Below are 26943 nucleotides of genomic sequence, written 5' to 3' on the forward strand. Positions count from 1 at the left end.
GGTCTTGCGGCTTCTTGTTCCGCTGAAGTCGCCGCCGTATGAATAACTTGCTAAAAATCAACAATGACATATAACATAGCCAAAACATAAAAGCGGGCTGATAAGAACGAGAGTAAGTTCTTATCAGCCCTAATTTTTTTTTACGGGAAAGTATAGAAATATTCCTTTACATCACTCATCAGCAATTCGAATAGAAGTACCTTTTTCTTTTGGAATACATATCTTTAATTGACCGTTTTGATAGGATGCCCGAATCGTTTTTGGATCGATATAAGAAGTAAGCGGAATGGTACGTGTAGATTTTCTCATTGTGCGCCGTCGTTGAATGACTTCCTTTTTGTCGTTTTCTTGCTGAACAAGTTCCATATTTTGAACGGTAATTGTTAAATAATTTTGAAAGACATCGATTTGAATCTGTTCTTTGTTCACGCCAGGTAACGAAGCTACTACAATATGTTCGTTTTCTGTTTCATCTAATTCGATTGGAAATCCGCCAAATGGAAAAGGGGATTGAAAAAATTCGTCCATGCTTTGCAACAAGCCTTTAATGGGTCGTTCGTGAAAAAAATCGTTCATTGACTTCATCAAATCACCAAGCGGATGACCAGCAAAGGGATGTTTGGAATCTTCAGGTAATTTTCCCATTTACACCGCTCCTTTTTCAAAATGTCAGTCCGATATTTTAACCTTAACGGGCTGTAAAATCCCCACCTAAAGATTGTGAGTTAAACAAAGAAGCTAAGGTGGGAAATCAACAGCCCGTAACGGTCCGATTCATTCAACTAACCATCCGTGTGACCACGGATGGAAGTTTCACTATATCCTATGAAGCGCTAGTGCAAATGGTACCTAGAAAATTGGTTCAATCAAAATGTTTTCCTTTCTTTACGAACGTTTATTCGCTAAAATAAAAAAACGAGGTGAACAAGATGTGGAAAAGAAAACAGCTGAACGATGTTATTCAAAAGTTGAAGACAAGTCCGGAATTTAAGAATCAAATCGTTTATTGGCATACAATAGAGGAAAAAACGGCAAAAACGGTTCCTTTTCCAGAATCGCTCCATCCTTCACTAAAAGAAGCGCTGCTAGACAGAGGTATTCAAGCGCTGTATACGCATCAGCGAACAGCCTATGAAACTGCCTTACAAGGAAAAAGTTTTGTCGCGGTGACTCCAACTGCTTCCGGAAAAACACTTTGTTATAATCTTCCAGTTATTCAATCGTTAGCTAAAAATCCAAATGGTCGAGCCCTATATATGTTTCCAACCAAAGCGTTAGCACAAGACCAAAAAAGTGAACTAAATGAATTGATCGAAGCGGCTCAATTATCTCTCAACTGTTATACGTATGATGGTGATACGGCCGCTAATATTAGGCAAAGGGTACGGAAGTCAGGACACATTGTCATCACCAATCCAGACATGCTTCATTCAGCTATTTTACCCCACCATACGAAGTGGGTTTCCTTATTTGAAAACCTCCAATATGTTGTTATCGATGAATTACATATTTATCGTGGGGTATTCGGTTCTCATGTTGCTAATGTCATCCGTCGGTTGAAACGAATTTGTCAATTCTATGGAAGTAATCCAATATTTATTTGTACGTCGGCCACGATTGCCAATCCAAAACAACTAGCGGAAGAACTGACCGAAACGGAAATGGTTTTAATTGATAATAACGGTGCTCCCCAAGGAAGAAAGCATTTTGTGTTTTATAACCCGCCGATCATCAATAAACCGTTAAATATCCGAAAAAGTGCGGTATTAGAAGTTCGAAAATTAGCCACTGAATTTTTGAAAGAAAAAATTCAAACAATCGTTTTTGCTAGGAGTCGTGTACGGGTTGAAATTATTTTGACATATTTACAAGAGCTCATTAAAAAAGAGATTGGGGAAAAAGCGATTCAAGGGTATCGTGGCGGCTATTTACCAACTCAAAGGCGAAAAATAGAACATGGATTAAGAAATGGGGATATAATTGGCGTGGTTAGTACAAATGCTCTTGAATTAGGGGTTGATATTGGTCAATTGCAAGTTTGTATTATGACTGGATACCCCGGGACGATTGCAAGTGCTTGGCAGCAAGCTGGACGAGCGGGACGGAGACAAGGAGAGTCATTAGTTATCATGGTTGCCACTTCATCTCCTCTTGACCAATATATTGTTCAGCACCCGGAATATTTCTTTCAACAAACTCCTGAAACGGCGCGCATTAATCCAAACAATTTAATCATATTGATTGACCATATCAAGTGTGCAGCGTATGAGCTTCCTTTTAAAGAAGGAGAAACGTTCGGAAGCGTTGAAGTCACGGAGATGCTAGAGTTTTTAACAGAAGAAAAAGTACTGCATTTTCACGAAGGAAAATGGCATTGGATGAACGCTGCTTTTCCGGCTCACAATATAAGTCTTCGTTCGGCGTCCCAAGAAAACGTTGTTATTATCGATCAAACCATGCCCGGAAATACAAAAGTAATTGGGGAAATGGACCGATTTAGTGCCATGACATTGCTCCATGAAGAAGCGATCTATTTACATCAAGGGGTGCAATATCAAGTAGAAAAATTAGATTGGGAAGAAAAGAAAGCGTTTGTCCGTCAAGTGGATGTGGACTATTTTACCGATGCGAATTTAGCCGTCCAATTAAATGTGTTAGAAGTAGATAAGGAAGAACCGATGCGCTTTGCCGATATAGGTTATGGGGATGTGGCGGTAAGAGCAATGGCGACGATTTTTAAAAAAATTAAGTTTGATACACATGAAAATATTGGTTCAGGCCCTATTCATTTACCAGAAGAAGAACTGCACACGAATGGTACGTGGCTTTCATTTCGTACGTCGCTAGCAGAATGGAACAATGATCGTTTGGAATACGGATTAATTGGTGTGTCCCATGCGTTAAAGTCCATTATTCCGCTTTTTGTGATGTGTGACCCACAAGATATTTATGTTGTTCCTCAAGTAAAAGCAGTGCACAATGAACGACCGACAATCTTTGTTTACGACCGATATCCAGGTGGTATTGGTTTGAGCGAGAATGTGTATGGTCAAATGGAGTCTATTTTAAAAGAAACGATCCGATTTATTCAAACTTGTCCTTGCAAACAAGGATGCCCGTCATGTATCGGAATGGACGTCACTTCCAATACCGCCAAAAGCGATGCGATAGGCCTCCTTTCTTTATTGCTGCATGGTAAGGTACAACCAGAAGTTGATTCATGGATGTAAAAGGAGAATGAATGATGTTAAAGGCGAAATTGAATCGAATGAAACAATATTTGATTCGAGAGGACACGACTAAAACGGAACAAGAACCATCTCCGATGATCGACATCCCTTTTTTAAAAGAGTGGCAAAAGGCAAAAGTACATCCGTATTTTACAAACGGGTCGTATTGTTTGATTCGTGAAGTACGATATCCGATATCAATGACACATGGGAAGTATCAATTTTCCGATTTTCTTGAAGCAATGCGTTTATGGCAAACGTATGAAGGAATCCATCCGTTATCAGCTAAAGGATTACAGCCATTTGACTTATTCTTTTTTGATACGGAAACAACCGGTTTAGGTGGTGGTGTCGGTAATACGATATTTTTATTAGGATATGCTTTTTTTGAACAGGACGAGGTAGTCGTAAAGCAACATATCTTACCGGCACCTGGTCATGAAATTCCATTGTACGAAAGTTTCTTAAACCAAATTGACTACAATTCGTTAGTGACGTATAACGGAAAAGCCTTTGATTGGCCGCAAGTGAAAACAAGACATACATTAATAAGAGAGCATGTACCAAAGCTGCCACCATTTGGGCATTTTGATTTATACCATGCGGCCCGGCGCTTATGGAAACATCGGTTATCGTCTGTCAAACTGAAAGAAGTGGAAAAAGAAATATTAGGCTTTGAACGAATCGATGACGTTCCTGGACATTTAGCACCGATGATCTACTTTGATTTTGTAGAGAGAAAACATCCAGAAGGAATGATTAAAGTTCTTCAGCACAATGAACTTGATGTGTTATCACTCATTACGTTATATACCCATTTATCGTTTCAAATCCTTCAAAAAGATCCAAGGCAATCGAACGCGGAACAATATGAAGTGGCTCGCTGGTTTGACTATATCGGGGAGAAAGACCATGCCAAACATTTGTATCAACAAGCTGCTACATCAGAGGAAACAGTGATTTCCATACAAGCGAAACATCAATTAGCAACTCTTTATAAAAAAAGAAACCAATTTTCCGAAGCTCTAACGTTATGGAAACAAGTAGTTCAGTACGGATCACGTTCATTACAGCTGGACGCCTGTATCGAAATCGCCAAGATTTATGAACATCGGAAGCGAGCGTTCAAATTAGCTTTGGAGTACGTGCAAAAAGCGGAAAACTTACTACCGGTGAAAGAAGCGTGGACAAAAAAGGAAGAAAAGTTGTTTAGCGATATTGTAAAAAGGAAACAACGTTTGGTCCAGAAAATGAAAAATAAACAAAAAAATAATTATCTTTGATACCATTCAGAAAATTAGTAAGGAATTAATATTTGTTAGTTGTCGTTCCCTCACGGAAGTTGTACAATACGGTATTGGAGTGAAAAAAAGAAGAATGAGGGAGTATTCATGTCGGTATCACGTACGTTGCTCATTTTATTTTTTGTTTTTGTCTGTTTAACAGCCATCATTTTATCGAACTTGAAAGAAAGTTTGTATACCTTCTTATAAAATAGGTAGTTTCATTAGTACATGTTCTCCTTTCTATTCATAGGTTATAGTGTAAACCAGATTTTGATGAAAGGAGACTTGAAAGGATGTATTGTAAACCTAGCCATGTGTTACCAGCTATTGTTCATCCAACGAAATGTTGTGTTAACCACAACTGTTGTAATTACGTTGTACCTCACATTCATCCGACTCATACGACAACTGTCAACCATCATATGTACCAACATCAGCATTATTATCCGCAGACACAATCGGTTGTTAATGAAGCATCGCATCAACATTTTAATTGTGGGCCGCAATGGCCACCATTTCGCTAAGTCTAAGAAAAACAAGGGATTTTCCCTTGTTTTTCTTTATAAATGTATGTAAAGAAAGCATCACATGTTACAATGGAATCTTGAGAAACTTGTATTTTTATTTTTGAAGGTGAGTTTACGTGTCTAAAGTCGTTGTTGTAACGGGTTATAAATCATTTGAATTAGGCATATACAATCAGTCCCATCAAGCAATTCCGTACATAAAAAAAGCAATTCAAAGAGAATTACAGGCATTTCTCGATGATGGATTAGAGTGGGTTATGATTAGTGGCACAATAGGAGTGGAATTATGGGCGGCTGAGGTCGTTTTCGATCTTCAACTGGACTATCCGCATTTAAAGTTAGCAGTGATAACTCCTTTTTTAAATCAAGAAAGATTTTGGAATGAACAAAATCGAGAATATTATGAAATGATCCTTTCTCAAGCCGATTATGTGGAATCTTTATCGAAAGAAGAGTATCAAAGCCCAAAGCAATTTTTTAACCGAAATGTATTTTTTCTAAAAAAAAGCGATGGAGCAATCATTGTGTATGATGAAGAAAGAGAAGGTAGTCCGAAATACTTTTACGATTTAGCTAAAAAGTATCAACAAACCCATCCTTACGATTTACGATTTGTAACGATGTATGACTTACAATCCATCTTTGAAGAGGAAATACGGATTGAATAAGACTGATCGGATAAAAAATTGACAAACGTACTGATATTTGAAACAATATAAATGATGTTGTGTGAATTGAAGGTGGTGTCTTCCGTGCTTTCTGATAAAATAAAGTTATCAGCTAAAGATATCTTAGAGAAAGATTTTAAAACAAGTTTTCGAGGCTATAATCAAGACGAAGTAGACAAATATTTAGATATTATTATTAAGGATTATGAAACGTTTCACCAAATCATTGAAGAATTGCAACAGGAAAATTTACGTTTAAAGAAACAACTAGATGAAGCAATGAAACGACAACCTTCTAATGGAGTAGGAACGACTAATTTTGATATCTTGAAGCGTTTATCCAATTTAGAAAAACATGTATTTGGAAATAAATTGTTTGATTGATATAATTTTTCGTTGCATAATTACATATTTCCATATATAATGAACTCTTGGACACACGATTAATAACGTTCGGGTAATCGCTGCAAGGAGCGTATGTGCCTTGTAGAGGAAAGTCCATGCTCGCACGGTGCTGAGATGCCCGTAGTGATCGTGCCTAGCGAATCCATAAGCTAGGGCAGTCTGGTTTCGACTGGACTGACGGCAGGGAACATACCTAAGTCCATTTGGATATGGTATAAGTACCTTGAAAGTGCCACAGTGACGTAGCCTTGTGAGAAATCGCAAGGGTGGAACGCGGTAAACCCCACGAGCGAGAAACCCAAATGATGGTAGGGGCACCTTCTCTGAGGAAATGAACGAGGAGAAGGACAGGTGAGGTGATCCTTATCTGTAGATAGATGATTACCGCCGGAGTACGAGATGTATAGTCGTTTGCAGTACGAAGGTACAGAACATGGCTTATAGAACGTTATTAATCGACACATTGTTTAAGAATTAGCTCTCCTTTATTAAAGGAGAGCTTTTATCATACATATTTATAAAAAAGCGATGGAAGTTCATACTGTGTATGAAGACGTTTTATTATTGGTTCGAATATGAAGGAATCAATATTCAAATGCATGGTTTTTATTTATAGGCTATGTTATATGTCATTGTTGATTTTTAGCAAGTTATTTACACGGCGGCGACTCCAGTAGGAATAGCAAACCAGGCAAGACCCTTACTTGAGCGTAGCGAGGGAAGCGGCTTGCACCTTGCCCGCGGAAAGCGTCCGCCACAAGCGTAATGTATACATATCAACAGTATGCATTACAGACATTCATGCCAATTGCCATTGGCACACCGATGAATGAAATAACAGTAAAAGTTATCCACAGTTATTTTAGGGTAGAGCCTATTTTAAAAGGCTTTACGTTTTTTGGAACTAATGTCGATTTTTTTAGCATAAATGCAATGATAGAAAATAAAGGGTGGAATTATGAAGGAATATACATTAGTAGCGACTTCAGCAATGGGAATAGAATCCATTGTTGCTAAAGAAGTTCGTTTATTAGGTTATGAATGCCAAGTAGAAAACGGAAAAGTGATTTTTAAAGGGGACCAACAAGCGATAGCTCGCAGTAACCTTTGGCTTCGTACAGCAGATCGCGTAAAAATTATCGTCGGAGAATTTCCTGCTCGTACGTTTGAGGAATTATTTGAAGGAACGAAAGCATTAAATTGGGAAGACTACTTACCAGTAGACGCCAACTTCCCAGTTCAAGGAAAATCTGTCAAATCTCAATTGTTTAGCGTTTCGGACTGTCAAGCAATCGTCAAAAAAGCCATTGTAGAACGTCTAAAGCAACATTACAAACGACAAGCTTGGTTGGAAGAAACGGGTGCTTTATATAAAATTGAAGTGGCTTTACATAAAGATATTGCCACATTAACGATTGATACGAGCGGTTCTGGGTTACATAAACGTGGATATCGGGTGGGACAAGGAGAGGCCCCGTTAAAAGAAACGTTAGCGGCTGCCCTTGTGTTATTAACGAATTGGACTCCTGAGCGACCTTTTGTCGATCCGTTTTGTGGTTCAGGCACGATTCCAATCGAGGCTGCACTCATCGGTCAAAATATTGCACCAGGTTTTAACCGGGATTTTATTTCCGAAACATGGGAGTGGATGAATCCAAAAATTTGGGAAGAGGCTCGCATAGAAGCGGAAGATTTAGCGAATTATGACCAACCATTAACGATTATGGGCACAGATATTGATCATCGGATGGTCAACATTGCGAAGGACAATGCTTTAGAAGCTGGATTAGGGGATATAATCACGTTTAAGCAAATGCAAGTAAAAGACTTCCATACGAAAGAAGACTACGGCGTAGTTGTAGGAAACCCCCCTTATGGCGAGCGTTTAGGAGAGCGAAAAGAAGTGGAATTGATGTACCGGGACATGGGAAAAACGTTTGAACGGTATCCGACTTGGTCTAAATATTTTTTGACTGCACACGAAAATTTTGAACGTTTTTATGGCAAAAAAGCAACGAAAAAACGAAAGTTGTTTAATGGGTTTATAAAAACTGATTACTATCAATATTGGGGAGAAAAACCGCCCCAATTAAACAAGTAGGGGCTGGATGTTTCCCATTCCCTAATGATTGCTAAGAAAAATGACGTAAGGACCGTAGTCCATACGTTGTTTTTTTGCTTTTATCCAAGACTATAAATCAAATGCATATGGAGGGTACAATGGCACAATCATTACCATTTCCAATATCGAAAAATGAGTCTTTTTATGAAAAACTGTCCGAGTGGATAGGCGATGTTTTTTATGAATATTTACCAGAGCAAGGTTTTGAAATCCGTGATGAACAAATATATATGGCGTTTCAACTTGAAAAGGCGTTTAAAGAAAAGAAAGTAATCTTAGCCGAAGCAGGTGTTGGAACAGGAAAAACGATTGTTTACTTGTTGTATGCCATTTGCTACGCCCGTTATACAGGAAAGCCTGCTATTATTGCTTGTGCGGATGAAACGTTAATTGAACAACTTGTTAAAAAAGAAGGGGACATTCGAAAAATCGAGCGAGCGTTAAACATGCAAGTGGATGTTCGATTAGCAAAATCAAGGAATCAATATTTATGCGTAAAAAAGTTAGAGCAAACCATTGAGCGGACGGAAGATGAAGCGATTCTACAAGTATATGATCAATTACCTGAATTTGTATATGATCGAGGATCCATGCTATCGTTTTATCAATATGGGGACCGGACCGATTATCCCCACTTAACCGACGAGCAATGGAAACAAATAAATTGGGATTCGCTGCAAGATTGTTTCTCTTGTGATTTACGTCATCGTTGTGGTCAAAGTTTGCATCGGGAGTATTACAGAAAAGCGGCTGATTTAATTGTCTGCTCCCACGATTTTTATATGGAACATATTTGGACAAAAGACGCTAGAAAAAGAGAAGGCCAGTTACCTTTACTTCCTGAGGCTAGCTGTGTTGTCTTTGATGAAGGCCATTTGCTCGAATTCGCTTGTCAAAAAGCGTTGACGTATAAAGTGACGACATCGACTTTTGAACAATTATTATCACAACTAATGGCCAACGATGTGCGTGAAGAAACGTTGATGATCATTGAGCATATCCTCCAGTTAAACGATGAGTTTTTTTCACGATTAAAGAAACAGGCAAAGCCAATCGAAGGTACGGAGCGGCAACAAATCATTTTATCAGAAGAACTAGTACAACAAGGGTTACGGCTAAAAACAGGCATCGAACAATTGCTAGACGAATTGGTCTTTGATGCGGAGATGTATGTTATAAACGAATACGATTTAAAAGTAGTTGAAGAATATTTAGAACAAGCATTGTATTCCTTAACCTTATTTTGTCAAAAGCAAGACGGAATCGTTTGGTTTGAAGAATCGAATGGAGAGTCGTCTTTAGTCATTATGCCACGGCTCGTCCAAGAAATTTTACGTGAGGAAGTGTTTTCTCAACGTATACCTTTCATTTTTTCATCTGCGACCTTATCACAAAATAAAGATTTTTCCTATATCATGAACAGCTTAGGAATAGATGATGCTTTGACCTTTTCTGTATCTTCTCCGTTTGATTATGAGGAGCAAATGAATCTTCACGTGATCGTTGAAGATCTTAATAACCTTCAATATGACTACACGGCTAATCAGATTGAAAAATGGCAAGGGAGAACGTTAATCCTATTCCGTTCCAAAGAAGAAATGAATCGTTTTCGAAAGTGGAATGAACAGTCCAATACCCTTACGTACCCGGTGCTGTATGAAGGAGATCAGGAAATAAGTAAATTAGTTGAAGAATTCCAATCGAATGTGAACACCGTTTTATGTTCGTATCACTTATGGGAAGGACTTGATGTACCTGGTGAATCCTTATCGAACGTCATGATTATGTCCCTGCCATTCCCGCCAAACGATCCTGTATTTGAGGCAAAACGAAAACATAGTACGAATCCGTTTGAAGAAGTCGATCTACCGTACATGTTGCTACGATTACGGCAAGGAATGGGTCGTCTTATACGAACTAGCCAAGATAAGGGAGATATCCACCTTTTCATATCAAAAGAAGAGTATAATGATTATTTTGAAAAGTTAAAGCGTATTTTTCCTTTGGATCCGATTATTCACCATCATGCTTAGGAGTATTTCCTAAGCATTTTTTGTTATTTTATTCTGAAAAATATGATAAAATGGAGAAGATTTCAAGTGGGAGGGATGCTTGTGTCTCAAATAATAAAAGACTTAGAAAAAGAGTTTTTATCCTATGTCAAAAAAATGATGGCATACTCCGAAGCAATCAGTGTCATGTATTGGGACATGCGGACAGGAGCGCCTAAAAAAGGAATAGAGCAGCGCTCGGAAGTAATCGGTACTTTATCATCAGAAGTATTTAAAATGTCAATTTCAGAAGAAATGGCAGCCTACTTAGCAAAATTAACTGGACAGGAACAAGAGCTTCTTGGAACAACGGTGAAAGTGTTAGAACATTGTAAAGAAGAATATGAACGGAATAAAAAAATTCCTGCTGAGGAGTTTCAAGAGTATGTCGTTCTTCAATCAAAAGCAGAATCTGTATGGGAAGAAGCAAAATCGACCGCTAACTTTGAGTTATTCAGACCATATCTAGAACGATTAGTCGAATTTAATAAACGTTTTATTCAGTATTGGGGACCAAAAGAAACGAACTATGATACATTGCTTGATCATTATGAACCAGGAATGACCGTTCGGACGCTCGATCAAGTTTTCGGTGAATTACGGGATGCAATCATTCCATTAGTAAAGGCAATTTCGGAATCAAACAATCAACCACGCACCGACTTTTTGTACCACAAGTTCCCGAAAGATCGCCAACGAGCGTTAAGTTTAAAGCTGCTTGAACAGTTAGGGTATGATTTTGAATCTGGTCGTCTAGACGAAACGGTTCACCCGTTTATGATTGGTTTAAATCCAGGAGATGTACGCGTCACAACAAAATACGATGAAAATGATTTCCGTACAGCTCTTTTCGGAACCATTCATGAATGTGGACATGCTTTGTATGAACAAAATATTTCGAAAGAATTAGTCGGATTACCTATTTGCACAGGTACTTCGATGGGAATTCACGAAAGTCAATCGCTCTTTTATGAAAATTTTGTCGGAAGAAACTATTATTTCTGGAAACATAACTATGATTTATTAAAAGAGTTTGCAGGTAACCAGTTTGATGGTGTGTCACTTGATGAGTTTTATCGAGCCATTAACGAATCGAAGCCATCGCTTATTCGTATTGAAGCGGATGAGTTAACGTATCCATTACACATCATTATCCGTTATGAAATCGAAAAAGGACTATTTAACGAAGGATTGGAAGTGAAAGATTTACCAGAGATTTGGAATGCGAAATATGAACAATATTTAGGTATTCGTCCGCAAAATGATGCCGAAGGCGTTCTTCAAGATGTACATTGGTCAGGTGGTAGTTTTGGGTACTTCCCATCTTACGCACTAGGATATATGTATGCTGCGCAATTTAAACACGCGATGTTGAAAGATTTACCTCAATTTGATCAACTTTTAGCAGAAGGAAATTCAAAACCAATTTTAAACTGGTTAACAGAACATATCCATCAATACGGAAAAATGAAAAAGCCATTAGAAATTTTAAAAGATGTAACTGGTGAAGGGTTAAATGCGAAATATTTGATTGATTATTTATCAGACAAATATTCAAAAGTGTATGGCTTACAACAAGTACAAGAAAAATGATCAATAAATAAGCAGGAAGCTATTAAATGCTTCCTGCTCATTTCGTTACCAGAATTTATATCCTTTCGAGCCAGGAGGTCCGTCTTGGAGCATATCCATAAATGGTACCGAATAAGCAATCAAGATAAGTGCAGCCAAAACGGTTAACCAAAGCTTCCAATTTTCTAGGACAAGAGGAGGCCGTTCAGCCGCATCCGCCACCTCTCCAACAGGGAACTCTTCTTCACCTTTTGGAGCAAAAAACGCTAAGTTTACGTAAATAATGAGGGCAAGAACAATTCCTAAGAATAGAATAGATCCACCCACCGCTTGTGCAATTTGATAAGGGATCCAGTCTAGTGCTTGCTGTGCATCACCATAGGTTGAGAATGCAGAACGACGTGGCGCTCCCAATAGTCCGGCTAAATGCATCGAACCGGACATAATCGACATTCCTACAGCCCAGACAATTCCTTGGAAAATAGCTAACTTATTCATTGCTTTTGACAATTTGCGTCCTGTTAAATGCGGCACTAACCAATACGAGATACCAAAGAACGTTAACACAACGGCCGATGCCACCGTTAAGTGGAAGTGACCTGTTACCCAAATCGTATTATGCACGACTTGGTTCATTTGGTTAGAGGCATTAATAATTCCGCCAGCTCCACCAGGAATAAAGGCGACCATACCGATAAATGGAACGGTAAAGCGAGCATCATGCCATGGGAGTTTTTTGAACCATCCGAAAAGTCCTGTTGCTCCTTTTGCACGTCCATACATTTCGAATGTAGCAAAAAGTGAAAATGCGGTCATTAACGATGGAACAGTTACCATAAATGTAAGAACGACTTGTAAATACTTCCAAAACGCATCAATTCCCGGTTCAACGAGTTGGTGATGGAAGCCAACAGGAATGGAAAAGAGTAAAAATAAAATGAATGAAAGTCGTGCTAGTGAATCTGAGAAAATTTTTCCGCCAATGATTTTTGGAACGATCACGTACCATGCCATGTAGGCCGGCAATAACCAGAAATAAACGAGCGGGTGACCAAAATACCAGAATAATGTACGACTAATAAGAACATCGACACGTTCTACCCACCCTAAAGACCAAGGAATCAATTGGAACAATACTGTACCTGCTACACCTAATGTGGCAACAATCCATAATAAATTGTTTACAACGACCATAAAGCTTAATAACGGGCTTATTTCGCCAGGATGTTCTTTTTTCCAACGAACATATGTGGCGATTTGTGCACCACCTCCGAGCCAGCTTCCGACAATGACAAGCGTTAATCCAAAGTAAAATAAAAAGTGCGCTTGAAGGGGAGCGTAAAACGTATATAATACAGTCGCTTCATTTAACAAAATCATGGTACCGGCGATCGCTGTACCAATGGTCATGAGCCAAAAACCAAGCCAACCAACGAGTCGAGATTTGGTTGAAAGCGGGCCCGAAGTTCGACTTACGGCTGCTAATTGAAAACCCATAATAAAGAAAGTAGTAAGAACAAGACCAAGCAAAACTCCATGAACCGTTAACACTTGATAATATCCAATCCCAGCAGGAAGAACAAATTTTCCTGAACGGACGAGTACTTGTAGTAATCCAGCTAATCCACCGAGTGCCAAGGCGACGAAGGCAACATGTAGGTGAGCTAAGGCTAACTTGGCATCATGTGGATGGACTTTGGTTAAAAATTTATTCTTCACCTACTCCACCACCTTGATTGTAGATTTCATCGTATGGTGTCCAACACCACAATATTCATTACATAAAACTAAATATTCTCCCGCTTTGTCAAACGTGGTTACATATTCACTAATGTATCCTGGTTCAAGCATCATATTGATATTTGTTCCTGCTACTTCAAAACCGTGAATCACATCTTTTGTTGTCGCAATAATTTTCACTTTTGCGCCAAGTGGAATTTCGACCTCTATCGGGGCATAGAAAAAAGCGGAAGCAACGTAAACGAGTTCATAATCCCAATCTTTACCTTCCACTTTTTTTAATCCTGGTTCGTCAAACGGCTTTGTTTGATCGACTTTCTCAGGATCAACAAAAGCTTTCGCGCTTGGGGGTTGATGACCTTGATGAAATGCGCTTATCCCTAGAATAATTAAGAAAATAATAAGAGATCCGGTTCCAAGGGTTAACCACCATTTTTCGTATCGATGCATGTGCATTGTAAAAACCTCCTCCAGTTAAAAACGATCTAAAAAGATCGAAAAGACAATGATCCAACTAATGATAAAAAAGGCTCCCATTAACAACACGGATACGAGTGTTCCATTTAATTCTTCCGGTTGTTCCGTTGTTACTTTTTTCTTCGGCTGTACATTTAGTTGGGCCATCCCAATCACCCCTTTCTAAATAATGGGTCATTGCTATTTTCATTGTAAATTTTCAACAATTGGCTATCTGTGATAAATATCACACTTCATTTGACGATTTGTGAAGAAAATGTGAAGAAATGAACAAAATCTCAACTATGTTCCATGGGAAGTGGTCGCGTTTTACAAATGGAGGGGATTATAGGAAAATAACACTTGTATATACATAATTTTCTGAGGTAAAGGAAGGAGATACGGGATGGAACGTATTCAATTAGCAAGCGATTTATCTTTTTCACGCTTAATTCATGGGTTATGGCGGTTAGATAAATGGAATTACTCTACTGAGGATACAATCGAGCTTGTAGAATATTGCCTTGAACAAGGAATTACGACGTTTGACCATGCCGATATTTATGGTCACTATACGTGTGAAGAGCGATTTGGGAAAGTATTAAAAGTGAAACCTTCACTTAGAGAGCAAATGGAAATTGTCACAAAATGCGGTATCAAATTAATTTCGTCGAATCGCCCAGAACATAAAATCAAACATTATGACACAAGTAAAGAACATATTGTTGCGTCGGTGGAACAGTCGTTAAAAAATTTCCGTACGGATTATATCGATGTGCTACTGATTCATCGACCTGACCCATTTATGAATCCAGAAGAAGTGGCCGAAGCGTTTACGAAATTAAAAGAAGAAGGAAAAGTCCGTTACTTTGGAGTATCAAACTTTAAACGTTCGCAACTGAACATGTTACAGTCTTACTTGAATTTCCCATTAGTTACAAACCAGATCGAACTTACCGCCTATCAATTAGAGAATTTTCAAGATGGAACCGTGGATTTATGTTTAGAAAAAAGGATGCCACCGATGGCGTGGTCACCACTAGCAGGTGGAAAAATTTTTACGAGTGAAAAGGAACGAGCGGTCCGACTGCGGGAAGCGCTTAATTCGGTTGGAAAAGAAATAGGAGCACAATCGATTGATGAAGTGTTGTATACCTGGTTGCTTGTACATCCAGCTAAAATAATGCCAATCGTCGGCTCAGGGAAAAAAGAACGGATCCAGCGTGCTGTGAATGCATTATCGCTAACCATGACTCGACAACAATGGTTTACTATTTATCAAGCATCTTTAGGGCATGAAGTTCCGTAAATCATCGTTTATTCACGCTTTCTTTGTTTCTTCATATGCTAATAAAAAAAGCGAGTGAAATAACAAATGGAGCGCTTTTATTGTCGGAAATGCTGTATTTTATTTTTAACGGTCGGAACTTGTTCGAAATCTGGGAACGTCGTAGACGATAAAAAGATTATTTAAAAATATTACCAGCAACAGTTTAAGAAAGTATTAATAGCAGGGGAAAGCATCCCCTGTTTTTTTATTGCTCATCCATAATTAAGACAACGGTAAAGGTACCAACTGTATCCATCGTTACCGGTAGTTGAAAGGCACGTTTAAAGCCGTATACTTTTGAATCACCAACAATGACAGTTGGAGGAGTAATATCCATCGTCATCCCTATTTGTGAAATAACCGTTGACAAATTCCCAGCAATCATATTGCCAACTTCACCTGCGAATGATTCAAGCATTTCACCTTCAACTGGCAGGCCAAACATTGCTTGTCCAAGCTGAGAAAAGACGTCTTGTTGGCTTTGAATCATGATGCGCCCAGGAATATCACCCGTAATCCCGATCAAAACCCCCATTTCTTGTTGGTATAGCGGTTCTTCTACTAACATCGGTTTTCCGAGTTGAATCGTCAATGGAAAAATAGATTTCATCGTTTCAATGGTACCATTTAGTAAATGAGTTACTTGCTCAGTAACGATCATGTCAAATCCTCCATTATTTTGTCTAAATTTATCATATCATACAGAACCAAGTTCGATAGTAAAAATTCGTTAACTAATGTAAAAAAAACATTATTTTTTTAAATTTGACTGTATTGTCATAAAAAGCCTCTATCTGGAAAAAATAACAGCAACATGAAAGGGGGAGTTTCCTTGCCCAAAGTACTTTCAGTAGGTGAAGCGATACCACCTTATACCGTTTATCAATCGAAAGCCAAACAGTTCGTCAAGCAAATGTTTGGACAAGCCTATTCCGATATCAATCGATTATTACAAGTTTTTGAGAACAGTGAAATTCAAACACGATCGTTTATGAAAGAGTTGGAATGGTATACCAGGGAGCATTCATTTGCTGAAAAAAATGATGTGTATATCGAATGTTCAGTACAGTTAGGAAAGGAAGCAATTAGGAACTGTTTGCAAGCCTCCTTTTTACGTGAACCGATTTCATACGAAGATATCGATATGATTATCACTATTAGCTCAACTGGACTTGCAACTCCAACGATTGAAGCGCGAATTATGAACGACCTACCTTTTCGGACCGATACTAAACGATTACCAATATGGGGTTTAGGATGCGCAGGAGGAGCGGCTGGATTAGCACGCGCATTTGAATACTGCCGACAAAATCAGTTTGGAAAAGTACTCGTGTTAACAATCGAAATGTGTAGTTTAACATTTCAGCGGAACGATTTTTCAAAAAGTAATTTAATCGGAACGGCCTTGTTTGCTGACGGTGTTGCTTGTGCATTAGTATGTGGCGATGAAGTGGTGAAACATCGTTCACGAACTTTTCCTTCGATTATCGGGTGTCAATCGGCTCTGAAAAAACATGCGCTAAATGTGATGGGGTGGGATATCCGAAATGAAGGGCTTTTTGTCATTTTCTCGAGGGACATTCCAAGCATCATTGAAGAATGGTTAAAACCACATGTAGAACAATTTTTACATAAATATCATTTGTCGATAAAAGATATAGAGTATTTTATTGCCCATCCTGGAGGAAAGAAAGTGCTAGATGCATACGAACGAACGTTTCAAATCGATGCTAAACGATTAGACGAGGCCCGAAAGGTGTTAACGAAAAGAGGTAATATGTCATCGGTAACCATATTAACCGTTTTACAAAAACATTTAGAACAACCGATTGAAGCGGGGAAGTACGGCTTAGCGTTTGCGTTAGGACCGGGGTTTAGTGCTGAAATGTTGTTATTGAGGTGGGAATGATGATGACAGATGTAGTTGTTTTTCTTCTTGTTTTTCAAAGGATCATCGAATTAATGATTGCTAAAAGGAATGAAAAATGGATAAAAAAACGTGGGGCCATCGAATATGGACAAAGTCATTATCCCTTCATCGTCTGCCTTCATATTCTTTTTTTACTATCATTATTTATAGAAGGAACGATTGTACAACCTGAGTGGAATGTCTATTCTTATGTAATTGTGATTATTATCGGATTATTGCAATGGGCTCGCTATCACGTCATTCGGTCGTTAGGACCGTATTGGAATACAAAAATATTCATTCTTCCAAAAGAAGAAGTATGTCAAAAAGGACTTTATCAATGGATGAAGCATCCAAATTACGTTATTGTTACGTTGGAATTTATATTTATTCCATTGTTATTGCAAGCTTATGTCACTTTAGTCGTATTTTCGATTTTAAATGCATGGATTCTTTCGATTCGAATTCGTGAAGAAAATAAAGCCCTAGCACTTGTCCCTGCTTATCAAAAGGCGTTTTCAATATATGGTTCGTTTTTTCGAAAAGGAAAGAATGATCCGCTGGAATAAAACGTATACTAAGAAAGGATTGAAAATGATTCTCGTTCGTGATAAGATTTTTAATGGTGATGAAAATTATTCTCATTAGAATGGGGGATGAACGATGGTTTGGTTATTTGTAGGGACAACGATTGCTGTCTATGGTGGGATAATGAAATATGTGATGAACCACGTCATGAAACCTTCTACGAAATAATATTCCTCTCCGTTATATCGATACAAACGGTACGTTCGCTACGCGAGCGTTTTATTTTTGCCTTCAAACACCTTTCTACTCATTGCTTCCCCATGTATAGAGAAATTGGAAAAAATCGATTACAATAAAGAAAAGTTATTATTACGGGTAAGGAGTAACAGTCATGACACAACAAACCTTACAAAAGAACGACCAATTACTTTATAAAGCCATTCACCTTCAAAATTATTTTGTACAGAAAGATGACCATCGAAGAGCAGAAAAAGCGAAGTTACTCGCTAAAAAGGTGTTCGACAATGAAATGATAGTAGCTTTTTGTGGACATTTTTCTGCTGGAAAATCCACATTTGTTAACTATGTCGTTGGGGAAGAACTTCTTCCTTCAAGTCCTATACCTACAAGTGCCAATATCGTAAAAATAAAAAACGATACCAAAGGATATGCTCGAATTTTTCAGTACAATCGACCATCAATACAGATGGATGCTCCATTTGATATCAATGCAATTAAAAAGTATTGTTGCAATGGAGCGGACGTCGAAACAGTGGAAATTGCTTTTCCATTGTCAGTTCTCCCAGAAGGAGTGACCGTCATGGATACTCCAGGAGTAGATTCGACAGACGATGCCCACCGCCTTTCTACCGAATCGGCTCTTCACCTTGCTGATGTTGTATTTTACGTGATGGATTATAATCACGTTCAATCAGAATTAAATTTTATGTTTACTAAACAGTTAATGGACCACGGAGTTCCGCTATATCTAATCGTCAATCAAATTGACAAACATCGTGAAGAAGAACTTTCTTTCCATTACTTTCGTCAATCTGTGGAGCAGGCATTTGCTACTTGGGGTGTAAAACCACGAGGTATCTATTTTACGTCGTTAAAAGACATCAATCACACATACAATGAATTAGAAGATGTAAAAACGCTCATTCATTCATTGATGGAAAAAAGGGAAGAGCAGGTACTTTATTCTACGCAGCAAGCGCTTAAACAACTCGTTCATGAACATTTAGATTGGTTAAAAGAGCAACAGTTAGAAGAACGGAATCATTGTGTTCAATTAATTGGACACTGTTCTAAAGAAAAGGCATATGAAGAAGAACAACGCTGGTTTCATTTGTTGTCCTATGAAAACGTGTTCATAGAGCATATGGAGAAAAACTGTTTAGATGAACTGGAACGATTGATTCAAAACGCTTATTTAATGCCATTTGAAACGCGGGAATTAGCTCGTCAGTACATTGAATCGATGCAGGATCATTTTTCCGTTGGCTTTCTTTTCAAACGAAAAAAAACAGAAGAGGAACGGGCACGCAGGCAAGACGCTTTTTACCAGCAGCTGGTAGACAACGTAGAGCGCCATATGAATTGGCATCTGAAACAATTGGCTTCTTCTTGGGTTCAAAAGATGGATTTGCATGATGTTGCTCTTGAACAGCAAGCTCAACAAGTGAGCGTATCTTTTACCCCACAATTATTAGAACAAGCCTTAAAGCGAGGAGCCAAATTATCCGGCGACTATGTGTTAGTTTATACGGAAGATGTCGCCAATACGTTAAAAAAATTAGCCTATCAAACTTGTCGAACATTTCTTGAACATTTAATACAACGAGTGGAAGAAGTACGATTAGATAAACGGGAACGTTTAAAGCAATCTTGGAACGAAGCAAAAAAACGGGTTCAAGCGTATGAACGAATAGAAGCGTTAGATGAAGAGTTAGCTCTTTCGAAAAATCGTCTATCAAAGTTGCTTTTTGAAGATTTAGAGCAACCGGAACAGCTGATAGAATGGATCCAAACATGGGAAAACGAGTTCTTTCAAAAAATTGACGGCTTAGATAAACAGTTAGATCAACACCAAGAACAAAATAAGGAAGACGAGCCTATTTCAGAAAAAGAACAAAACGTTGCCTCGGAAGTATACCATTCGAATGACATGGTACAAAAGCTACGTAAAGCTGCCCATCGATTACAATCTGTACCGGGATTTGATCGAACAGTACAACAACTACAAGATAAAGCTACACGAATGGAATCAAGAACGTATACCATTGCCTTGTTCGGAGCGTTTAGTGCTGGAAAGTCTTCGTTTGCGAATGCACTGCTCGGAGAACGTGTACTACCGGTATCGCCTAATCCTACAACAGCAGCCATTAACCGGATCGTTCCGCCAACGAACGATCATCCTCATGGGACAGCAGTCATCACCTTTAAAACAAAAGAGGCGATGCTTGAAGATGTTCAACGAGCATTTGCCGCGTTCGACATTCGCGTGAACGATTTACAAGATGCAGTAGTAAAATGGGAAGCCTTACAACATCAAACCGATGGTCAAGAAGGTGCCCAAGTTCACCAATCATTTTTACAAGCTTTTGTGAAAGGATTTAAAGAACATTATCCTTATTTAGGAAATTTGAAAAAAGTAAACCGTGAAGAATTTGAGCAATATGTCTCAAGAGAAGAACGCTCTTGTTTTGTTGAATCCATTGACTTTTACTACCATAGTCCATATGCCGAAAAAGGAATTACGCTAGTAGATACACCAGGCGCTGATTCCATCAATGCTCGCCATACTGGTGTCGCGTTTGAATATATTAAAAATGCGGACGCAATCTTCTATGTTACTTATTACAATCATGCGTTTTCGAAAGCCGACCGTGAATTTTTAATTCAACTAGGGCGAGTAAAAGACTCTTTTGAATTAGACAAAATGTTTTTTATTGTGAATGCAATTGATTTAGCCCAATCCGAAGACGAACAACAAGCCGTCATTCGGTATATTCGCGAACAGTTACAATCGTACGGTATTCGCTTTCCACGTATATTTGGCGTATCGAGTTTATTCGCTTTAAAAGAAAAGCAAGGGGAACCAATTGAATTTGATTCGGGAATTCATACATTTGAATCGTCATTCCAGCACTTTATTTCAAATGAGCTCATGGAAATTACCATGAAAGCCGCACAAGCGGAATATGAGAAAGCTATTAACCTATTGAAAAAATTCATCGCCTCTCATTTAGCGGATGAAGAAACAAAAAAACAAGCTCGTGAACAAGTGGAAAATAATCGACACACCATGACAAACCTATTGCGAACAACGGATCTAAATATGGCATGGAAAAGCGTGGAACAAGAAATACAGGAACTAGTTTTTTATATTAAACAACGTGTTTTTTTCCGAATTAATGATTTCTTTAAAGAAGCGTTTCACCCATCCATTCTTCATAGTCAAGTAAAAGACGTAAAAGGTGCTCTTCGTCAGGCATTGAATCAATTTATCGGGGCAATTGGTTATGACTTAGCTCAAGAAATGCGAGCAACAAGTTTACGAGCGGAAAAATATATGGAGAAAACGATTGCCAATAAACGCCAGGGCCTTGTTAATCAATTAAAAGAGTTCAATGATGATTTATTTTTTTCTGAAATCGAACTACTTTCATGGGACACACCGACATTTGAATCTGCCTTTGAAAACGTGTCTGAAAAATCTTTCAACGAGGCGTTATCTTTGTATAAAAATCCGAAATCATTTTTTGAAAAGAACGAAAAACAAAAGATGGTAGAGGAATTGACAAAGGTACTTGAACCGCTAACGAAAGAATATTTACATTTGCAGAAAAAACGACTGCTAGATTGGTACAAACCATTATTTAACGAAAAATTTGAGCAAATGATTAACCAATTAGAAGTTGAAGTGCACGACCAAATGAATGTGGTGCTAAAAGCTCTTGAGATGACCATAGATGTTTCTGCACTTCAGAAGTTATGGAAAGAACTATCCGATTAAAACGGGAGGGGATGGGTTGGTCAAAACAAATCGATTTCACGTCTGTGCTACATGTATTCATTTTCGTGTTGAAAAAGAAAAAGGACGGACCATTTACCGTTGTCACAGGCTTGGGTATGAAACAAAACCAACGTATCAATTCAATTGTTGGCACCCAAAAGAACAAGTCGTTCAATTAATGAAAAAGAAAGGGATGGAGTGGTAGTGAAATATATCAAAGAGAAAGAATGGTTGTTCGAACAACTTTCGAAAAAGAATTCAATCACTATTCTTGACTGTCGTTTTTCATTAAAAGATCCAACAGAAGGATTAAAAAAATATTCGGATGATCATATACCTGGAGCAATATATGTAGATTTAGAAAAAGAACTATCTGCACCAGTTGGTGTACATGGGGGCCGCCATCCGTTACCTGATGAGACGACGTTAAAAGAAATGTTTGAACAAAAAGGGGTGGATTCTACCGTCCCTGTCATTGTTTACGATGATGGTATGTCCGCTTTTGCCGCCCGTTGTTGGTGGATGCTCACATATTTAGGGCACCCTCAAGTGTATGTATTAAATGGTGGTTATAATGCATGGAGAAAAGCGAACTTACCAATTACAAAAGATGTCCCACAGCCGATAAGAGGGTCGTTTGACGTACATGTGCAACCACAACTTTTAGCTACTTTTGAAGAAGTAAAAGATGTGGTGAACACAAAAGGGCATCCAACCACTTTAATCGATTCACGGGCAAAGGAAAGGTATTTAGGTGAAGTTGAGCCGATTGACAAAAAGGCCGGCCATATTCCAAAGGCAGTAAATATTGACTGGCAAACTGGTGTAAAAAACGATCGATTAAAACCTGTGGAAGAACAACAAAAGCGCTTTTCGATATGGAAAAAAAATGACCCATTAATTGTATATTGTGGTTCTGGGGTTACGGCGACAGTAAATGTTTTATCTTTGCTTGAAGCAGGCTATCAAAACGTAAAGTTATACGTTGGTAGCTTTAGTGATTGGATTTCTTACGATACGAATGAAGTCGAAACAAAAAAGAATCGTTAGAGGTGAACGCTTTGTCTACAAACGTATTATTAGTTGATGGGATGGCCTTATTATTTCGGTCGTATTACGCAACAGCCGTTACGGGTCATTGGATGAGAAATTCAAATGGTATAGCGACAAACGGTGTGCAAGGATTTCTTAAACATTTGTTTGCGGCGATTGCTGAAATCCAACCTTCTCACATCGCCATCTGCTGGGATATGGGGAGAAAAACATTTCGAGACGAATTGTTTTCTGATTATAAAGCCAATCGGGAAGCCCCACCCGATGAACTGGTCCCACAATTTGATATGGTGAAGGAAGTAGCGACTGCTCTGAGATTTATCAATATTGGTGTTTCGGGGTATGAAGCCGATGATTGTATTGGGACGATGACGAAACAATTATCACATCGGATAAGTATTGTCACTGGGGACCAAGATTTATTACAGCTTTTAGCAAATGATGTAAATGTTTATTTATTGCAAAAAGGAATTGGAAATTATAAAAAATATACAGAATCACAATTTATTGAGGAAAAAGGGATTCATCCATCCCAATGGGTTGAAGTGAAAGCATTGATGGGTGATGCTAGTGATGGATATCCCGGGGTGAAAGGAATTGGAGAAAAAACAGCTTTAAAATTAATAAAAACCTATGGAACGGTTGAAAAACTACTTGAGCAAGTGCACGAACTGACGCCAGCACAACAAAAGAAAATCACCGAACATAAAGAAATGCTTCGGTTATCGCGTACTTTAGCGGAGATTTATTGTGACGTTCCTTTAGCAATTAATTTCTCACAAATGAAATGGAATTTTAATTTTGAAGTGGATATCGAAACGTTACACCAGTTTGAGCTTCGCTACGTGATTCGCTATTTAACCAATGAATCAAGGGTGCAGCTTCTTGCCTGAGGTAAGAACCCGTTTACGACTAGGCGTAAACGGGTTCTTTATGCTCTTTTTTTTCATTACGCTTGATTCGATTTTTTCGCCGCATTTTCTAGCGTACTTTTCGGCTGTGGTGTTGGTCCGCTTTCGGCATATCCTTGAGGATTGACTCCTTCAGTACGCTGTCCACGATTGTTCGCCCGGTTTTTGGACATTTCCGTCACCTCCACATGTTAGCGTTCCAATCATGTTCAGTTTTATGCACACCGACAGGGAAGTTATTTTGTTCCCTTTAGCATGTTCCGAACAATTGAAGAAGGTAGTTCAGAAGAAACCATACCGATAAAAATGAAAAGACACCCTATTGTAGCAATCATACTAAGTCGCTCATCGATCCAAAAATAAGCGACGATGGCAGCAAATACTGGTTCCATCGTATAGATTAAGGCAACGCGAGCAGGTGTTGTATATTTTTGAACATAAGTCTGAGCGAAAAATGGAAAAGAGGTTGCAAATAATGATGTAACAAATAATGCAATTAAGACATCTCGATGAAACATAATCGAGCGGTCCAAAATTTGCGAAACATCTTCTAAGAGGAGCGCTCCCACTAAACTAAGCAAGGATACTGTAAAAAGTTGGCTGACAGCTAGCTCAAAAGCTGGACTTTGCCGGGCAAAACAATCTGTATATATAATATGAAGTGTAAATCCGAAGGCACAGAAAAGAACATAAACATCACCAATATTAAATGGCTTAGCATCACCAAATGATAAAAAATACAAACCAACGGCCGCTAATAGGGAGCCAAAGATGGCCAAAGGTTGGGGTGCTTTTTTTATCAATATAAAAGAAAACAAAGGAACCATAACAACACTTAATCCGGTAATAAATCCAGCTCTAGATGGGGAAGTATATAACAAGCCAATCGTTTGAAGTCCATAACCGAGGCTTAAGAAAACTCCAAGAACCGCCCCATGTATGATTGTTTTTCGCGTCCACTGAATCGACCGATTCATAAATGGGATCAAACATAATAAAGATAATCCAGCTAAAAAAAAGCGAACGGTATTAAATAGTAATGGATCTAGTTGAGTAATTCCTTTTTGAACGATCACAAAGGTAGCACCCCAAATAAATGCGATGGACAATAAAATAAAATCGGCCAACTGTTTATTCATTATGCTCCCCCTTTAATCGGATTCCTTGGCGTGCTAACTCATCAGCTACCTTATTTTCTTGATTGGAAATCCATTTAATAAAAAATAAGTCCAACTTGTCGATTAGAGCTAGGATTCGGTCTAACTGAGCAGCATAACGTTTATTTTTAACATACTTTTTTTCGACGGCGGCTACAACGGCTTGGGAATCTGACCGAAACGAAACGATAGAGTACCCTTTTTCTACACATATTTCTAGTCCTTTTACTAAGGCAAGAAATTCCGCTTCGTGATTGTCCATGATTCCAAGATAAAATGAATAGCGGGAAACTTGACCTTCATGTTTAATAAAAATCCCTGCTCCGCTAGGCCCAGGGTCACCAGCACTAGCTCCGTCTATGTATACTTCGACCAAACTGTTCAACCTCCTTAAAAGTTGCTTCAGTACGTGAAAAAACTGATATATTTATCATAATAAATATACTATACAAAAAATGACCGCCCACTGAAACGATTTATTCTAATCTAGAAGGATGATTCAGATGAAAGTAAAACTGCTATTTACGTATACGCTCTCTTCCAATTTAGAAGTACCAATGGAAACAGGATGGGGTTTACCGGAAGACTTGTTAGCCATCGCTGAAGATCTTCAGCATAAAAATAGAGGAAAAAACTTTGAATTTATCGATGAATTAGGGGTAACTTGGTCAAAAAAGGAATTGATAAAATTACAAAAGAAATGGGAAGCAGAACCAACGGACATCACCGTTTATTTTGATGGTACGTTTCAACGTGACTCACTTCTTGCCGGTCTTGGGGTTGTCATTTATTATAAGAAGGGTCCGGAACAATGGCGCGTTCGTGCGAACCAAGTAGTTGAACAATTGACGAATAACAATGAAGCAGAGTTTGCGGCGTTGAAGTTTGGGATGCAACTTTTGGAAGACTTAGGTGTAAAATATCAACGATGTCGAATTCGTGGTGATTCATTGGTGGTTCTTAATCAACTAAGTGGTGAATGGCCGTGTTATGAAGATGAGTTACATCGCTGGATTGAGCGTATCGAAAAAAAGAGAAAAGAGTTATCTGTACAGTTTCAATTCGAACCGATTCATCGAAACAAAAATAGAGAAGCCGACCAATTAGCTAAACAAGCAGTTGAAGGAAAAAACATCTACAGTCATTCAAGGATTGACACGTAAGGGGTTGGAAAACAATTGAAGCGAAAAGAAGTCATAGCACAAGTAGATGAACTACTAACCATGTATTGTGATGGGTGTTGGTTAAAAGCACATTTTCGAAAAGAATTTGGGAAAACCTTTGCACATAAATTTTGTATTCAGCAATGTACGGTTGGTGAAAAAATAAAGAAAATCGGTCGAAAACTGACATAACGAAAAGGGCTAACAATTGTGTTAGCCCTTTGTTTATATAGTCATTAAGTTTGAATTATAATTTGACAACGTTCGCTGCTTGTGGACCACGTGCACCTTCCACAATTTCAAAAGAAACCTTTTGACCTTCTTCTAACGTTTTAAACCCTTCTCCTTGGATTGCAGTGAAGTGAACGAAAACATCGTCTCCGCCTTCAACTTCAATAAATCCGTAGCCTTTCTCATTGTTAAACCATTTTACTTTACCGTTTTGCATGTTTCTAATCCTCCTAAACCTTTCAAGCACACTGGCTTTTTTAAAAATATATTATCATTAAACGGAATATATTCAGGCTACCATAAAATGGCGGAACATATTCTGTTAAATGATGACTATACTATACACTATTGAAATCGTCGAGTCAAGAAATTGAAAAAATTTTTACAATCTTTGTGGGCCTATTTGATTTTCAGAAATTTTTACTTTCATTTGGTTCACCAATTGTGTTGATTCTGTGCAATATTGTCAGGGAGAGTTGGAGAGATTATGGAACCCAACGTTTTAACTTTCTAAAAAAATTGGCTCTGTTAAACGAAACTGTTAATATTTATACATTCGCTTGTGGCGGACGCTTTCTGCGGG

Annotated in this window: 26 protein-coding genes and 1 other RNA gene; 18 read left to right on the forward strand and 9 right to left on the reverse strand. The window is 38.3% G+C overall.

From position 1 onward, the window contains the following. Positions 1-171 precede the first annotated feature (171 nt). The gene (locus tag ABES52_RS03180) at positions 172-645 is read right to left on the reverse strand and encodes an Hsp20/alpha crystallin family protein (protein ID WP_429648861.1); all 474 of its coding nucleotides are present in this window, start codon (positions 643-645) and stop codon (positions 172-174) included. Between the two features lie 284 nt (positions 646-929). Between ABES52_RS03180 and ABES52_RS03185 the strand changes: the two genes are divergently transcribed. From ABES52_RS03185 to ABES52_RS03225, 9 genes are all read left to right on the forward strand, one after another. Next, complete coding sequence (locus ABES52_RS03185) at positions 930-3230, forward strand: DEAD/DEAH box helicase (RefSeq protein WP_429648863.1); 2301 nt, start codon at positions 930-932, stop codon at positions 3228-3230. Between the two features lie 14 nt (positions 3231-3244). Then, on the forward strand, positions 3245-4513 hold the full coding sequence (locus ABES52_RS03190; protein WP_429648865.1) for a ribonuclease H-like domain-containing protein: 1269 nt from the start codon (positions 3245-3247) through the stop codon (positions 4511-4513). Between the two features lie 296 nt (positions 4514-4809). Then, complete coding sequence (locus tag ABES52_RS03195; protein ID WP_429648867.1) at positions 4810-5040, forward strand: CotD family spore coat protein; 231 nt, start codon at positions 4810-4812, stop codon at positions 5038-5040. Between the two features lie 119 nt (positions 5041-5159). After that, the gene (locus ABES52_RS03200) at positions 5160-5711 is read left to right on the forward strand and encodes an SLOG family protein (protein ID WP_429648869.1); all 552 of its coding nucleotides are present in this window, start codon (positions 5160-5162) and stop codon (positions 5709-5711) included. An 84-nt stretch (positions 5712-5795) separates the two neighbouring features. After that, positions 5796-6095: a cell division regulator GpsB gene (gpsB, locus tag ABES52_RS03205; protein ID WP_429648871.1), complete on the forward strand. Its 300-nt coding sequence runs from the start codon at positions 5796-5798 to the stop codon at positions 6093-6095. A gap of 65 nt (positions 6096-6160) precedes the next feature. Beyond that, positions 6161-6562, forward strand: an RNA gene (rnpB, locus tag ABES52_RS03210) — RNase P RNA component class B. A 512-nt stretch (positions 6563-7074) separates the two neighbouring features. Then, complete coding sequence (locus tag ABES52_RS03215) at positions 7075-8217, forward strand: THUMP domain-containing class I SAM-dependent RNA methyltransferase (protein WP_429648873.1); 1143 nt, start codon at positions 7075-7077, stop codon at positions 8215-8217. Between the two features lie 119 nt (positions 8218-8336). Further along, a complete protein-coding gene (locus ABES52_RS03220) occupies positions 8337-10271 on the forward strand; it encodes an ATP-dependent DNA helicase (RefSeq protein ID WP_429648875.1) in 1935 nt (644 codons plus the stop codon). A 90-nt stretch (positions 10272-10361) separates the two neighbouring features. Beyond that, positions 10362-11882, forward strand: a complete 1521-nt coding sequence (locus ABES52_RS03225; protein WP_429648909.1) for a carboxypeptidase M32 — start codon at positions 10362-10364, stop codon at positions 11880-11882. A gap of 45 nt (positions 11883-11927) precedes the next feature. Here ABES52_RS03225 and ABES52_RS03230 read toward each other — a convergent pair whose 3' ends face one another. From ABES52_RS03230 to ABES52_RS03240, 3 genes are read right to left on the reverse strand one after another with little or no spacing between them, the layout of a single operon-like run. Beyond that, the gene (locus tag ABES52_RS03230) at positions 11928-13580 is read right to left on the reverse strand and encodes a b(o/a)3-type cytochrome-c oxidase subunit 1 (RefSeq protein ID WP_429648877.1); all 1653 of its coding nucleotides are present in this window, start codon (positions 13578-13580) and stop codon (positions 11928-11930) included. Next, the gene (locus tag ABES52_RS03235; protein WP_429648879.1) at positions 13581-14057 is read right to left on the reverse strand and encodes a cytochrome c oxidase subunit II; all 477 of its coding nucleotides are present in this window, start codon (positions 14055-14057) and stop codon (positions 13581-13583) included. It abuts the gene before it with no gap. A gap of 18 nt (positions 14058-14075) precedes the next feature. Beyond that, positions 14076-14225, reverse strand: a complete 150-nt coding sequence (locus tag ABES52_RS03240; protein WP_429648881.1) for a cytochrome c oxidase subunit 2A — start codon at positions 14223-14225, stop codon at positions 14076-14078. A 238-nt stretch (positions 14226-14463) separates the two neighbouring features. Here ABES52_RS03240 and ABES52_RS03245 point away from each other — a divergent pair, with 238 nt between their 5' ends. Then, complete coding sequence (locus ABES52_RS03245) at positions 14464-15366, forward strand: aldo/keto reductase (RefSeq protein WP_429648883.1); 903 nt, start codon at positions 14464-14466, stop codon at positions 15364-15366. Between the two features lie 226 nt (positions 15367-15592). Here the strand turns inward: ABES52_RS03245 and ABES52_RS03250 are convergent, their stop codons facing one another. Then, positions 15593-16048: a chemotaxis protein CheX gene (locus ABES52_RS03250; RefSeq protein ID WP_429648885.1), complete on the reverse strand. Its 456-nt coding sequence runs from the start codon at positions 16046-16048 to the stop codon at positions 15593-15595. Between the two features lie 171 nt (positions 16049-16219). On the opposite strand from ABES52_RS03250, the gene ABES52_RS03255 reads away from it, so the two are divergent. The 6 genes from ABES52_RS03255 to ABES52_RS03280 all read left to right on the forward strand — a co-directional run bounded on the left by ABES52_RS03255 (position 16220) and on the right by ABES52_RS03280 (position 23791). Further along, positions 16220-17296 (forward strand): type III polyketide synthase, encoded by a 1077-nt coding sequence (locus tag ABES52_RS03255; protein WP_429648886.1) that lies wholly within the window; start codon positions 16220-16222, stop codon positions 17294-17296. 2 nt (positions 17297-17298) lie between these two features. Continuing rightward, on the forward strand, positions 17299-17865 hold the full coding sequence (locus ABES52_RS03260) for an isoprenylcysteine carboxyl methyltransferase family protein (RefSeq protein ID WP_429648888.1): 567 nt from the start codon (positions 17299-17301) through the stop codon (positions 17863-17865). Positions 17866-18215: 350 nt separating this feature from the next. Then, the gene (locus ABES52_RS03265) at positions 18216-21845 is read left to right on the forward strand and encodes a dynamin family protein (RefSeq protein WP_429648890.1); all 3630 of its coding nucleotides are present in this window, start codon (positions 18216-18218) and stop codon (positions 21843-21845) included. A gap of 16 nt (positions 21846-21861) precedes the next feature. Then, positions 21862-22050, forward strand: coding sequence for a hypothetical protein (locus tag ABES52_RS03270; protein ID WP_429648892.1), 189 nt, complete (start codon positions 21862-21864; stop codon positions 22048-22050). Beyond that, a complete protein-coding gene (locus ABES52_RS03275) occupies positions 22050-22895 on the forward strand; it encodes a sulfurtransferase (protein ID WP_429648894.1) in 846 nt (281 codons plus the stop codon). The genes ABES52_RS03270 and ABES52_RS03275 overlap by 1 nt, the downstream gene beginning before the upstream one ends. 11 nt (positions 22896-22906) lie before the next feature. After that, positions 22907-23791, forward strand: a complete 885-nt coding sequence (locus ABES52_RS03280) for a 5'-3' exonuclease (protein ID WP_429648896.1) — start codon at positions 22907-22909, stop codon at positions 23789-23791. Between the two features lie 56 nt (positions 23792-23847). On the opposite strand, the gene ABES52_RS03285 is transcribed toward ABES52_RS03280, so the two are convergent. The 3 genes from ABES52_RS03285 to ABES52_RS03295 all read right to left on the reverse strand — a co-directional run bounded on the left by ABES52_RS03285 (position 23848) and on the right by ABES52_RS03295 (position 25342). Continuing rightward, positions 23848-23982, reverse strand: a complete 135-nt coding sequence (locus tag ABES52_RS03285) for a small, acid-soluble spore protein L (RefSeq protein ID WP_429648898.1) — start codon at positions 23980-23982, stop codon at positions 23848-23850. Between the two features lie 63 nt (positions 23983-24045). Continuing rightward, positions 24046-24948, reverse strand: coding sequence for a DMT family transporter (locus tag ABES52_RS03290; RefSeq protein WP_429648899.1), 903 nt, complete (start codon positions 24946-24948; stop codon positions 24046-24048). Continuing rightward, complete coding sequence (locus ABES52_RS03295) at positions 24941-25342, reverse strand: reverse transcriptase-like protein (protein ID WP_429648901.1); 402 nt, start codon at positions 25340-25342, stop codon at positions 24941-24943. Before ABES52_RS03295 ends, ABES52_RS03290 begins: the two co-directional genes overlap by 8 nt. A 127-nt stretch (positions 25343-25469) precedes the next feature. Here ABES52_RS03295 and ABES52_RS03300 point away from each other — a divergent pair, with 127 nt between their 5' ends. Together ABES52_RS03300 and ABES52_RS03305 are read left to right on the forward strand one after the other, a co-directional pair. Further along, entirely contained in the window at positions 25470-26129 is a 660-nt protein-coding gene (locus ABES52_RS03300) for a reverse transcriptase-like protein (RefSeq protein ID WP_429648903.1), read from the forward strand. A 15-nt stretch (positions 26130-26144) separates the two neighbouring features. Further along, positions 26145-26321 (forward strand): zinc-finger domain-containing protein, encoded by a 177-nt coding sequence (locus ABES52_RS03305; RefSeq protein WP_429648905.1) that lies wholly within the window; start codon positions 26145-26147, stop codon positions 26319-26321. Positions 26322-26376: 55 nt separating this feature from the next. Here the strand turns inward: ABES52_RS03305 and cspD are convergent, their stop codons facing one another. Beyond that, positions 26377-26577: a cold-shock protein CspD gene (gene cspD / locus ABES52_RS03310; RefSeq protein WP_429648907.1), complete on the reverse strand. Its 201-nt coding sequence runs from the start codon at positions 26575-26577 to the stop codon at positions 26377-26379. Between the last annotated feature and the right edge of the window lie 366 nt (positions 26578-26943).

The sequence above is a fragment of the Aeribacillus pallidus genome, from assembly GCF_050478865.1.
Taxonomy (GTDB): domain Bacteria; phylum Bacillota; class Bacilli; order Bacillales; family JACDOC01; genus JACDOC01.